Genomic DNA, 12,657 nt, shown 5'->3' on the forward strand with positions numbered 1-12,657 from the left:
GATCAGTTCGGTCCGAGCACCCCGGTGCTGATGGTGATCGTGGCGTTTTTCGCGACGGACGACCCGGCGGCCGGTTGCTGACTCAGGATCCGGCCGACGTCACCCGGGGCGAAGGTGCCCTGTGTGGTCTGGTTGATCTGGCTCGCGCCGCCGGTCCAGCCCGCGCTGTGCAGCGCGTCCAGCGCCTGGGTCGGGGTCAGGCCGATCAGCGGTGGCATGACGATCCCGCCGCTGGATACCTGGACGACGACCGTCGAGCCGCGGTCGGCGCTGGTGCCGCCCGCCGGAGTGGTCGCGATGACCTCACCCTTCGGTTTCGAGGACGGAACCTCCTGGACCTGGATCTTGAATCCGGCGCTGGCCTCCAGATTCGGCTGGGCCACGCTGATGTCCTGGCCGACGACGGTGGGCACCCGGACCTGGTCGGGACCCTTGCCGAGGGTGATGACGATGGCGCGGTCCACATCGACCCGGGAACCGGCCGAGGGATCCTGGCCGATCACCTTGTCCACGTCCTGCGTGCTGGACTCCTTGCGCTGCACGTTCGGATCCAGTCGCAGCTGCACCTCGTTGAGTTTCTGCTCCGCCTGCTGCTGGGTCAGCCCGTCCAGCCGCGGCACCGGCACCTGCTGCGGACCGGTCGACACCTGGATGGTGACGGTGCCGCCCTTATCGATCCGGGAGCCACTGAGCGGCTGGGTGGCGATGACATTGCCGGTGGCGATCTTGCTGGACGCCGTCTGCTGGGTGGCCACGTGGAAGCCGAGCTTCTCCAACTTGTCCTGCGCCTGCTGCTGCGATTGGTTCGAAACATCAGGTATCTCGACCTGATCCGGTTTGCTGCCCGGCCCGATCAACACCCAGAACAGCGCGAAGGCCACCGCGACCGCCGCGGCCACCGCGATGGCGAGGTAGGCGGTGCGGCGCGGATTACCCGCCTCGGCGGGTTCCTGTTCGGCGGTGTCGTCGCTGCGTTCGACGGTGCGGTAGCTGCGCGGCGGCGGACCCTCCGCGCCGAGCATGGTGGTGCGATCCTCATCGGTCATCACCATGGGCGCGCTCGGCCGCTGACCACCGAGCACCCGGATGAGATCGGCGCGCATCTCGGCCGCGGTCTGATACCGGTTGGCCGGATTCTTGCTCATCGCCTTGAGCACGACCGAATCGAGTTCGCGCGGTACGCCGGGATGGACATGCGACGGCAGCCGCGGATCCTCCCTGACGTGTTGGTAGGCCACCGCCACCGGTGAATCGCCGGTGAAAGGTGGTTCACCGGTGAGGATTTCGAACAGCACACAGCCGACCGAGTACACATCGGAGCGGGCGTCGACGGTTTCGCCCCGGGCCTGTTCGGGTGAAAGATACTGCGCGGTACCGATCACCGCGGCGGTCTGGGTCATCGGGTTGGAGCTGTCGGCGATCGCGCGGGCGATGCCGAAATCCATCACCTTCACCGCGCCGGCCCGGTTGATCATGATGTTGGCCGGCTTCATATCCCGGTGCACGATGCCGGCCTTATGGCTGAAATCCAGTGCGGCACAGACGTCGGCGATGATCTCCATCGCGCGGCGCGGCGGCAGCGGACCCTTGCCGCGCACGATATCGCGCAGCGTATCGCCGTCCACGTACTCCATCACGATGTACGGCAGCGGGCCGCCGTCCACCTCGGCCTCACCGGTGTCGTACACCGCGACGATCGCCGGATGGTTCAACGCCGCGGCATTCTGCGCCTCGCGCTTGAACCGCAGATAGAAGGTCGGGTCGCGGGCCAGGTCCGCGCGCAGCACCTTGATCGCCACATCTCGGCTCAGGCGCAGGTCGCGGGCCTTGTGCACCTCGGACATGCCGCCGAACCCGATGATCTCGCCCAGCTCGTACCGAGAGGACAGATTCTTCGGGGTCGTCATGGCAGTCCTTGCGAATACGTGGTCGGGCCCGACTGGCCGATCGCACCCGGAATCTCGATGGGCGGCCCGAGGGGCGGGGTGGTGGTCTTCGCTGTGGTCTTCGAGGGCGTAGTCGATTTGGTGGGTGGCGGCGTCGTCGTGGATGGCGGCACGGTGGTGGTCGTCGTCGGCTCCGGCGTTGTGGTCGGCGGCTCGGTGGTAGTCGTCGGCTGCTGCGTTGTCGTCGGGGGTTGCGTTGTTGTCGTCGGCTCCGGCGTCGAGGTGGTGGTCGGAGCCGGTGTCGTTGTCGTCGGACGAGTGGTCGGAACCACCGTACTGGTGACCGGTGGCACCGTCTTCGGATTGGATCCATCACCGATCAGCGCCCAACCGATGCCCGCGCCGAGCAGTACCGCGCCGATACCGATGGCGATGGCCCACTTCTGCCCGGTGGTGAGGCCCTTGCCTTTGCCCGCGGGTGGGGTGGCGCCCGGGTTCAGCTGGGTGGCCGGTGCGGTACCGGTGACCCCCGCCGCGCCGACACCGGCGGCCGGTGTCGCGTAACGCACCGTCGCATTCGAGTAATCGGTTGGGGTGGAAGGGATTTGGACGGTGGGGCCGGGTGGGAGCACGGTCGTGGCTCCGGTGAGCGGCACCGCCTTGTGCATACCGCTCGGCGGCGGTGGTCTGCGTCCGGCGCGCACGGCGGCCACCGCGTCGGCGAATTCGCCGCCGCGGGCATAGCGCTGCGCCGGATCCTTGCTCATGGTGATCTCGATGAGCTCGCGCACATTCTGTGGCAGATCCGCGGGCATCGGCGGCGGCGCCTCACGCACATGCTTCATCGCGACGGTGATCGCGCCGTCACCGCTGAACGGCCGCTGCCCGGCCAGCGCCTCGTAGCCGACGACGCCGAGCGAGTACACATCGCTGGCCGCGGTGGCGTCCTCACCGACCGCCTGCTCCGGCGCGATGTACTGCGCGGTGCCCATCACCATGCCGGTCTTGGTGACCGGCGAGGCGTCGACCGCCTTCGCGATGCCGAAATCGGTGATCTTCACCTGGCCGGTCGGCGTCACCAGGATGTTGCCCGGTTTGACGTCGCGGTGCACGACACCCGCGGCGTGCGCGACCTCCAGCGCCCGGCCGGTCTGCTCCAGCATGTCCAGACCCTGCGCCACCGAGAGCCTGCCCAGCCGGTTCAGCACCGAGTTGAGCGGTTCGCCCTGCACCAATTCCATGACCAGGTAAGCGGTTTCGCTGCCGTGCGGATCGGTGGTCTCGCCGTAGTCGAAGATCGCCGCGATGCCCTGGTGGTTCAGCAGCGCGGTGGTTTTGGCCTCGGTGCGGAACCGGTGCCGGAAGGTGGGGTCGGCGGAGAATTCGGATTTGAGGACCTTCACCGCAACCCGCCGGTCCAGTCGGGTGTCCAGCGCCTCCCAGACCTGGCCCATACCGCCGGTGGCGATCAGGCGGTGCAGGCGATAGCGGTCGGCGATCATCGCGCCGTTGTTCAGCATCGGGGCCCCCGAACCTTGACTCGCACGTTCATATCCTTCAGCCCCCCTGCAGCCCGGCGTCCAACACCGCACGGGCAACGGGTGCCGCGACCGACCCACCTGTCGCGGCGAGCGCCCGGTCGCCACCGTTCTCCACGATCACCGCGATGGCGATCTTCGGATTCTGGGCGGGAGCGAACGCGATGTACCAGGCATGCGGCGGCGTCTGGCGCGGGTTGGAGCCGTGCTCGGCGGTGCCGGTCTTGGATGCGATCTGGTACTTGGTCTGACCATGTCCAGCCGTGTTGTTCTCCGAGGCGATCATCAGATTGGTCAGCTGTGACGCTACATCGGCGCTGACCGCCTGGCCGACCGAGATCGGCTTGTTCTTCTTCAGCTCGCTCAGGTCGGGACCCTGCAGTGAATCGATCAGGTACGGCTCCATCCGGACGCCGCCGTTGGCGACGGTCGCGGCGATGACCGCATTCTCCAGCGGGGTGAGTGCGACGTCGCGCTGACCGATGCTGCTCTGGGCCAATGCCGCGTCATCGGAGATGGTGCCGACGGTGCTCTCGGCGACCGGGATCGGGATGCCGCTGTGCGCGCCGACGCCGAAATTGGCGGCCTGCTCCTTCAAATTCGCGGCACCCACCTTGACGCCGAGCTCGGCGAACGCGGTATTGCAGGACATGCGGAACGCGTCGTACAGCGAGGCGGTCGGGCCGCCGCCGCACGGGGTGCCGTTGTAATTCTCCAGCGTGGTCGAGGTGCCGGGCAGCGTGATGTTCGGCGCCGCGGTGAACTGGTCCTCCGGTTTGGCGACGTGGTTGGACAGCGCCGCGGCGGTGACGACCACCTTGAAGGTCGAACCCGGCGGATATGTCTGGGAGACAGCGCGATTCAGCATCGGCTGATGCGGATCCCCGTTCAGCGACTCCCACGCCTGCGTACCCTTCGCCCCGTCGTGCACCGACAGCAGGTTCGGGTCGTAGCTGGGCGTGGAGACCATGGTGAGAATCTTGCCGGTGCTCGGTTCGATCGCCACCACCGAGCCGGTGTAACCCTTGCTGGTCAGCTGGTCGTAGGCCACCTTCTGCATCGCCGGATTCAGCGTGGTGAGCACGTTGCCGCCGCGCGGATCCCGGCCCGAGATCAGGTCGGCGAGGCGGCGGCCGAACAGTTGGCTGTCCGAGCCGTTGAGCACCGAATCCTCGGCGCGCTCCAGACCGCCGCTGCCGTACTGCATCGAGTAGAAGCCGGTCACCGGCGCGTACGCCTCCGGGTTGTCGCGGTAGACGCGCAGGTACTTGTAGCGGTCGTCGGTGGCCACCGAACTGGCGAGCACGTTGCCGCCCGCCGAGATCTGACCGCGCTGCCGCGAATACTCGTCGAGCAGAATGCGTTTGTTGCGCGGGTCCGAACGCAGACTGTCGGCCTTGATCACCTGAACGTAGGTGGCGTTCAACAGCAGCGCGACGATCATCAGCATCACCGCGACCGCGACCCGGCGTAGGGGAGTGTTCATTCCTGCGGCCTCGCTTCCGGTCGGCCTGCCTCGGTACGGGTTACCTCGAGACGACTGGTTTCCGCGTGATTGTTTTCGGACTTCGTCGGCCGCTTCAACAGTTCGGTCGTCGCATCGGTGATGGAGGAGGCAGGCTCCTTCTTGCGTACCGGCGCCGGGGCGCGGGCCGCATCGGAGATCTTGATCAACAGGGCGAGCAATGCGTAATTGGCGAGCAGCGACGAACCGCCGTACGACATGAACGGGGTGGTGAGGCCGGTCAGCGGAATGAGTTTGGTGACGCCGCCCACCACGACGAACAGCTGGATCGCGATGGTGAAGGAGAGCCCGGCGGCCAGCAGTTTGCCGAAGCTGTCCCGCACGGCGAGCGCGGTCCGCAGGCCGCGCACCACCAACACCAGGAACAGCACCAGCACCGCGGCCAACCCGATCAGCCCGAGTTCCTCACCGATGGTGGCGACGATGAAATCCGTTTTGGCGAACGGCACCTTGTTCGGCCTGCCGCTGCCGAGTCCGGTGCCCGCCAACCCGCCGGTGGCCAGGCCGAACAGCGACTGCGAGATCTGATAACCGGTGTTGTTGTAGTCGTCGAACGGGTGCAGCCAGGTCAGCGTGCGCACCCGGACATGGCTGAATGCCTGATAGGCGAAGAAGTATCCGATGACGAGCAGCGCGCCGCCGACGACCAACCAGCCGACCCGCTCGGTGGCGATGTAGATCATCACCAGCACCGTCGCGAAGATCAACAGCGAAGTGCCGAGGTCTTTTTCGAAGACGAGCACGCCGACGCAGACGATCCAGACCACCAGGATGGGACCGAGATCGCGGGCGCGCGGCAATTCCAGTCCGAGCACATGCCGCCCGGCGGCGGTGAACAGCTCCCGCTTGGACACCAGCACCGAGGCGAAGAAGACGATCAGCAGGATTTTCGCGAATTCGCCCGGCTGCACGCTGAATCCGGGCAGCCGGATCCAGATCTTGGAGCCGTTGGTCTGTGAGTAGGAGTCGGGCAGCACCGCCGGAATCGTCAGTGCGATAAGGCCGATCAGCCCGAGCGTATAGCTGAACCGGGCCAGCGTGCGGTAGTCGCGCAGCACGATCAGCACGACACCGAATACGACGACGCCCAGCGCGGTCCACCAGACCTGTTGGTTCGCATCGGGATTGGGCATCGGCAGCGAGTTGAAGACGGCGTCCTGCTCATCGGCCAGATCGAGGCGGTGGATCAGCACCAGGCCGAGCCCGTTGAGCAGTGCGGCGATCGGCAGCAGCAGCGGATCGGCGAACGGTGCGAAGCGACGCACCGCCAGATGCGCCACCCCGAACAGGCCGAGATAGGCACAGCCGTATTTGGCTATCTCCCAGGTGATCTCCTGCTCCTGACTGGCCTCGACCAGTATCAGCGAGATGGTTGTGATCACCGCGGCGCCGCCCAGCAGCAGCAATTCGACATTGCGGCGGGTGGACGGCGGCGGCGCGGGAGCGAATCCGCCCGGGGGACTGGGAAAGGCCCCAGCGGACGGTGGTGCCGGAGCGGACATCAGTCCGTCACCCGGCAGTTCTCCCCCTGCTGAGCTTGGGGATTGGCCGCGGTGGTCGGGGCGGCCGGGCTCGACGTCTTCACATCGGCCGGGTTCGGCGTCGGTGTCGGCGCCGGATTGGCCGGCGGCGCGGCCGGTTCACTCGGTGTGCCCGGCGGGGGCGGCGGAACATTCGGCGGCGCAACGGTGCTCGGGGGCACCACACCAGGCTGCGGCGCCACATCGCGCGGCGGGCACGGCGGCAACAGCTCCCGCGCGAGCGCGCGCATCGATTCCTTGGCCTGGTCGAGCGAGCCGGGCGGCAGACCCTTGTCCACCTGATCGCGGCCGGTCTGCTTGAGATCGGACTGCTTGAGCGCCTTGCAATTCGGCGGCATATCCTTGCCGGGCTCCACCAGCGTGATGTCGCCGGACCGGCTGACGCAGCCGACGATATCCACATCGTGGATGGAGTAGCCGAGCACCGAACCCGGCAGCCCGCGCAGGATCACCACCTGGCCGTTATCGGCGCCGACGTAGTAGTAGCTGCGAATGGTGCGGTAGCCGACCAGAAGTCCCACAGCAACGGCGATCACCAGGGCGAGCCCCAGCAGGATCCACCGGAGCTTGTGGGACTTACTTTTTTCCGGCGGCTCCGGTGCGGCGACGGCTCGGCGCGGCGGTGTCGCGCGTGGTGGGCGCATGGCGGCCGCGCGTCCGGCGGCGGTATTCGGCGGCGGGGTGTCCTCGTCCTGGCCGGAGGCGGCGCCCGCGACGATCGGATGACTCTGGCCGTAATCGAGATCGATCACATCGGCGACGACCACGGTCACGTTGTCGGGGCCACCGCTGCGCAGCGCCAGCTCGATCAGCCGGTCGGCGCATTCGTCGGTGTTGCCCTCGCGCATGGTGTTGGCGATGGTCTCATCGCTCACCACATCCGAAAGTCCGTCCGAGCACAGGAGATAACGGTCACCGGCGCGGGCCTCACGCATGATGAGCGTCGGCTCGATCTCGTTGCCGGTGAGCGCGCGCATGATCAGCGAACGCTGCGGATGGGTGTGCGCCTGCTCCGGGGTGATTCGTCCCTCGTCGACCAGCGACTGGACGAAGGTGTCGTCGCGGGTGATCTGCGCGAGCTCACCGTTGCGCAGGAGATAGGCGCGCGAATCGCCGATGTGCACGAGCCCGAGTTTCTTGCCCGCGAACAGGATTGCGGTGAGCGTGGTGCCCATACCGTCCAGTTCGGGTTCTTCCTCGACCTGGTCGGCGATCGCGGCATTTCCGGCGCGCGTTGCCACATCGAGCTTTCCGAGCAGATCGTCACCCGGCTCGTCATCGTCCAGATGGGCCAGCGCGGCGATCATCAACTGCGAGGCAACCTCGCCCGCGGCATGACCACCCATACCGTCGGCCAATGCCAGAAGCCGGGCCCCCGCGTAAACGGAATCTTCGTTATTGCCTCGGACGAGACCGCGGTCGCTGCGCGCTGCGTAGCGGAGAACAAGTGTCACGATCGCAGCTCGATCACTGTTTTGCCGACACGGACGGGGGTGCCGAGCGGAACCCGCACGGCGGTGGTGACTTTCGCACGATCGAGATACGTGCCGTTGGTGGAGCCGAGATCCTCGACATACCAATCGTCACCGCGCGGTGACAACCGCGCATGTCTGGTAGAGGCGTAGTCATCGGTGAGCACCAGCGTGGAATCGTCCGCGCGACCGATCAACACCGGTTGGGTGCCGAGCGTGATCCGCGTGCCGGCGAGTGAACCTTGAGTCACCACAAGATATTTGGCGCCCTTCTGGCCTCGGCTGAAGGAAGGCAGCACCGCGGAACCGCGTGCGGCCCTGGGCTGGATCCGGATGCCGGATGCCGCGTAGATGTCGCTGCGCAAAGTCCGCAACACCGCCCACACGAACAACCACAACAGCAGCAGGAACCCCGCACGGGTCAATTGCAGGATCAATCCCTGCACGGCGCTCCACCTCCTGTTCGACGTGTACGTCGGTGCCGTAGGTGCGGTTCGACCCACCCCCACCAGCCTGCTGGTCTTTTCGGCCCCGAGCATGGTGCCGCGTTGGCAGCATCATAGGGCCGTTGGTCGATTCCGATCACGATACGACCGCAGAATCCCTGTCCGCCATGTCGTGACCTGCACCGCGAGCTTACGGGATCAGACGATACGGATCAGGATCTCGGAGTGTCCGGCGCGGATCACATCCCCGTCGGCGAGCTGCCAATCCTGCACCGGCGAACCATTGACCAGCGTCCCGTTGGTGGAACCCAGATCGGACAGCATCGCCGTCTGGCCGTCCCAGCGCACCTCGATATGCCGGCGCGAAACACCGGTATCGGGCAGCCGGAAATGGGCGTCCTGCCCACGACCGATGATGTTGCTACCTTCCCGTAGCTGATAAGTGCGGCCGCTGCCGTCATCGAGCTGCAGCGTCGCCGAATAGCTCGAACCGGCCTGCGGCGCCTGCGCGTAAGACGGTGCGCCGTAACCGGGTTGGGCACCGTAGCCGCCGCCCTGCTGGGAATAGGCCTGCTGGCCATAGCCCTGTTCGTCACCGTACGAGGAATTCGGGTCGGCGTAGGTCTGCTCACCATAGTTCGGGTCCGCGTAAGCCTGCTGGCCGTAAGCCTGTTGGCCGTAGCCCTGCTCGGCATAACCCGGCTGCTGGCCGTAGTTCGGGTCGGCATAGGCCTGATTCCCGTAGCCCTGTTGGCCATAGCCCTGCTCGGCATAACCCTGCTGGCCATAACCCTGCTGCTGGCCGTAACCCTGATCCGGGTAGCCCTGCTGGCCGTAACCCTGGTCGGCGTAGCCCTGCTGGCCATAACCCTGCTCGGCGTAACCCGGCTGCTGGCCGTAGCCACCCTGCTGGTAGTCGTAGCCGTTCTGATAGTCGCCGTACGCCTGCTGCGACTCGGGAGCCCGATGATCCGCCGCACCGTACTGGCCACCACGACCGTAATCCTCGCGGTACGCACCATTCTGCGGACCGCGTCCAGCGGGCGGCGGCGCGTACCCGCGGTTGCGTGGATCGGACTCCGCGGGCTCACGACTCGGGTCGTAGCCTGAGTTCTGCGTCATGGGGCCAGCTCCTGGTTGCGGGTTAGCGGGTCGTTGTCGCGGGGGTTCCGGGCTGCGAGCCGGGCCGGCTCGGCGGCCGACATCGGGATCGACCCGACCGCTCGCCCTGAACTGTCCGGTGTGCAGCGTAGGGGATGCCTCGAATTCGACGAGCACTTCGCCATAGGTCTGCCATCCCTGATCACGGATGTAGTCCTGTAGGTGCTTGGCGAACGCACGCGTCGTGAGGTCCTCGTCGGCATCCAGTTGCTGATAATCGGACGAGTTGATGGTGATCACATAGTGGTTGGGCGCCAGCAGATGCCCGCCACCCACATCCTCGACGTGGTCGGCGGCCTCGCGCTGCAGCGCCGCCTCCACCTCCTGCGGCACCACATTGCCACCGAAAACCCTGGCGAAAGCATCACCGACGGCGCCCTGAAGGCGACGCTCGAACCGTGAGACGATGCCCATCTCGGCCTCCCTTCGGTGAGCGTCTCATCTGCTTTATAACAACGACACGCGGACATGGCGTGTCGCGTCTCGAGCACGTTCATTGCATGATATCCACGATCCTCCACACCTGTAACTCTTGGCGAGCACGGCGGGTTCCCCGTGCCGCCAGCATCCTTGACGGCCCTGGTTACGAGGCGATTTCGTTTCTCACCAACCTGCGTGATACTGTCTCCCAGTCGCTCGGGCGAGTGGCGGAATGGCAGACGCGCTGGCTTCAGGTGCCAGTGTCCTTCGGGACGTGGGGGTTCAAGTCCCCCTTCGCCCACCAGAACGACGGCATACGTGCCACATCCGACGAAGTAGTGTTCAAGTGCGCTTGAACACTCGGAGGTGGCAAGCAAGATGTATGTTGTTGCACGTCATTTGACGAACACGCCGATCATCCGGTTTTGGATGGTCGGCGTTACGCGTTTCCAGGGGTGGTCGCTGTGATCACTCCGATCGTGCCGCCGCAGGCGCCCTTGCAGGAGCTCATCCATGGTCCGATCGCGTATCCGGTGCCGGTTCGAGGCTCCAGCGATGACCTCGTCTACGGAATGTCCACGGTCGGCGAGGCTGGTCGCATTCTCGACCGGCAGTTGTTCCGCAAGCTGGGTTGGCGGCCGGGCAAGCGACTGAACATCCGCTGTTCGGAACACGGTGTGCTGCTGGTGGCTCCGGCGCGTGACGGTGCAGCGGCCGTGACGCACGACGAGTTTTTCCGCGTGCACTACAGGCTCCGGCGGCGCGTCAACCTGTTCATCGGCGACCGTGTACTGCTGATCGGACGCGTCTCCCGTAGTCGGCTCGTCGTCCACCCGCCTGCGGCGATGGACGAGCTGTTCGCCGAGAGCGTGCGCCTGCTGGATCGGTGGTGACCGATGACATCATCATTGAACCGGTCCGCCGGTTCATCCGCCGAAACTGTCGCTGCCGCAAGGCTTTTACTGACGCAGATGGGCATTTCTCCGGCTGACCTGGTCTGTGCGGGCGCGTCTGCGCCGACGTTCGGCGAGGTTATCCCGAAAGTCCGGAAGATCCTGTCCCCGGGAACACTGCGCACATATAACACCCACTTCAACCGGCTGCTGGATCTGTGGAGTGAGCAGCGGATGGACGAGGTTTCGAAAACCGACCTGGAGGAAGTCGCGCAGACGGTCCAGGCCACCGCCCGCACCACGCGAGTCACCCGTGGTGGGGGCGGCGCTGTGGAGAACTTCATCAGTGCGGTCCGGTGTGTCTACCGTTTTGCGGAGGACAACGGCTGGATCCGGTCGTCGGACAATCCGGCCCGGCGGGTATCCAAACCAGTCCGGCGCGGCTCACATCGGTACGCGATCCCGTCGAACCAGCTCGCCGAAATCTGTTATGCCGCAGCCACATCGGGCAACGACCCCGAACTGGACTCCCTTATCCTGCGGCTGCACATCGAGACGGCTTGCCGCCGAGGCGGCGCACTCGCGCTGCGCCCGCAGGATCTGGACCCCGATCAATGCCTGATCTACTTGCGGGAGAAGGGCGGCACCTCACGCTGGCAGCCGGTATCGCCGACCCTGATGCGGCACCTGCTCGACCACGCTCGTGATCGCCATGCGCCACGGTCTGGGCAGTTACTCCGCTATCGATCCGGTGCACCCCTCACCGACCGCCGCTACGACCATCTCTGGGTCCGCATCGGCGGCATCCTCCCGTGGGTCGCGGTCCAAGGCGTCTCGACGCACTGGCTGCGCCACACCACCCTCACCTGGGTGGAGCGCACCTTCGGATACGCCGTGGCCCGCGCCTACGCCGGACACGAAGGCAAGAGCGGCGGCACCACCGCCACTTACGTCAAATCCGACATCCACGAGATCGCCGCTGCGCTGTCGGTGCTCACTGGCGAACAACATCCGCTCGCGTCCGCACCAGCGATGACGCCACGACCGGACGAATCCACATGCTGACCGCAGATACTCCTCGGAAGGGACATGTCGTGTCCACTGACATCAGCACGACCACTTCTTATGTAACTGACCGCAGCACGCCGATCGTGGTGAGCGGACCGCGTGCGCACGTGTTCTTTTGGCTGGTTCTCGCGACAGCTGCCACCGTCAGCATCACCGGCAACGCCACGTACGCCGTCCTGCATGCGCAGGGGGCGCCGACGGTCGCGGCAGCGGTCGCCATCGTGCCGCCCGTTGCGTTGCTCGCCGCGGTGCATGGGGTGACGATCCTGATGCGTGCGCACGCTCGCGCCCACATCACCCACCTGCTGGCATCATGCATGACCGTCCTGATCGCCGCCGGGGCGTTCTGGCTGTCATTCACCGCGCTGCGCGCGTTGGCGGTGTTGGCCGGGATTCCCGAGCGGGAGGCGTGGTTGTGGCCGCTGATCATCGAAGGATCGATGGCGCAGGCGACCGTTGCCCTGCTGGCACTTGCTCATTCGCCGATTCCCCGTGTGCACGGTACGGCCGCACTCGTCGATGAGAGCGCGGACGTGTCGACGGGGTCGCGGGTTAGTGTTTCCGTCGGAATGCCTTGTGCGGACGAGGGTTATGCCGCCGCAGGAGCAACCGAAGCCGTGGCCGAGCCTGCCCCTCTCTGCCAGACTCGGATGAGACCAGTTGGTCTGTTAGTTTGCTGAGGTTTGTGTAGGGCGAGATCGGGATTC

9 protein-coding genes, 1 tRNA gene and 1 pseudogene are annotated in these 12,657 nt (G+C 66.1%); 4 read left to right on the forward strand and 7 right to left on the reverse strand.

What is annotated here, in order from left to right:
- Positions 1 to 2: 2 nt before the first annotated feature.
- The 7 genes and pseudogenes from pknB to LGY53_RS43045 form a co-directional block, all read right to left on the reverse strand.
- Positions 3 to 1,907, reverse strand: a complete 1,905-nt coding sequence (gene pknB, locus LGY53_RS43015) for a Stk1 family PASTA domain-containing Ser/Thr kinase (protein WP_225732440.1) — start codon at positions 1,905 to 1,907, stop codon at positions 3 to 5.
- The gene (locus LGY53_RS43020; protein WP_225732441.1) at positions 1,904 to 3,406 is read right to left on the reverse strand and encodes a protein kinase; all 1,503 of its coding nucleotides are present in this window, start codon (positions 3,404 to 3,406) and stop codon (positions 1,904 to 1,906) included. The genes pknB and LGY53_RS43020 overlap by 4 nt, the downstream gene beginning before the upstream one ends.
- 37 nt (positions 3,407 to 3,443) lie before the next feature.
- A complete protein-coding gene (locus LGY53_RS43025; protein WP_225732442.1) occupies positions 3,444 to 4,910 on the reverse strand; it encodes a penicillin-binding protein 2 in 1,467 nt (488 codons plus the stop codon).
- A gap of 89 nt (positions 4,911 to 4,999) precedes the next feature.
- Positions 5,000 to 6,451 (reverse strand): annotated as a pseudogene (locus LGY53_RS43030) (FtsW/RodA/SpoVE family cell cycle protein); the annotation flags it as partial.
- Positions 6,451 to 7,944, reverse strand: coding sequence for a PP2C family serine/threonine-protein phosphatase (locus LGY53_RS43035; RefSeq protein WP_225732443.1), 1,494 nt, complete (start codon positions 7,942 to 7,944; stop codon positions 6,451 to 6,453). The gene LGY53_RS43035 and the pseudogene LGY53_RS43030, both read right to left, overlap by 1 nt.
- A complete protein-coding gene (locus LGY53_RS43040; protein WP_167471289.1) occupies positions 7,941 to 8,408 on the reverse strand; it encodes an FHA domain-containing protein in 468 nt (155 codons plus the stop codon). The genes LGY53_RS43035 and LGY53_RS43040 overlap by 4 nt, the downstream gene beginning before the upstream one ends.
- 198 nt (positions 8,409 to 8,606) lie before the next feature.
- Positions 8,607 to 9,983 carry a DUF3662 and FHA domain-containing protein gene (locus LGY53_RS43045; protein WP_225732444.1) on the reverse strand — a complete coding sequence of 459 codons (1,377 nt, stop codon included), beginning with the start codon at positions 9,981 to 9,983 and terminating at the stop codon, positions 8,607 to 8,609.
- Between the two features lie 224 nt (positions 9,984 to 10,207).
- Here LGY53_RS43045 and LGY53_RS43050 point away from each other — a divergent pair.
- The 4 genes from LGY53_RS43050 (at position 10,208) to LGY53_RS44335 (ending at position 12,630) form a co-directional block, all read left to right on the forward strand.
- Positions 10,208 to 10,293: transfer RNA gene (locus LGY53_RS43050), tRNA-Leu, on the forward strand.
- A 160-nt stretch (positions 10,294 to 10,453) separates the two neighbouring features.
- Positions 10,454 to 10,882, forward strand: a complete 429-nt coding sequence (locus tag LGY53_RS43055) for a hypothetical protein (RefSeq protein ID WP_225732445.1) — start codon at positions 10,454 to 10,456, stop codon at positions 10,880 to 10,882.
- Between the two features lie 15 nt (positions 10,883 to 10,897).
- Positions 10,898 to 11,947, forward strand: coding sequence for a site-specific integrase (locus tag LGY53_RS43060; RefSeq protein ID WP_225732446.1), 1,050 nt, complete (start codon positions 10,898 to 10,900; stop codon positions 11,945 to 11,947).
- Between the two features lie 29 nt (positions 11,948 to 11,976).
- A complete protein-coding gene (locus tag LGY53_RS44335; RefSeq protein WP_225732447.1) occupies positions 11,977 to 12,630 on the forward strand; it encodes a DUF2637 domain-containing protein in 654 nt (217 codons plus the stop codon).
- Positions 12,631 to 12,657 lie beyond the last annotated feature (27 nt).

Origin of the sequence: Nocardia sp. JCM 34519.1, assembly GCF_020361265.1 — a bacterium.
Lineage (GTDB): Bacteria > Actinomycetota > Actinomycetes > Mycobacteriales > Mycobacteriaceae > Nocardia > Nocardia arthritidis_A.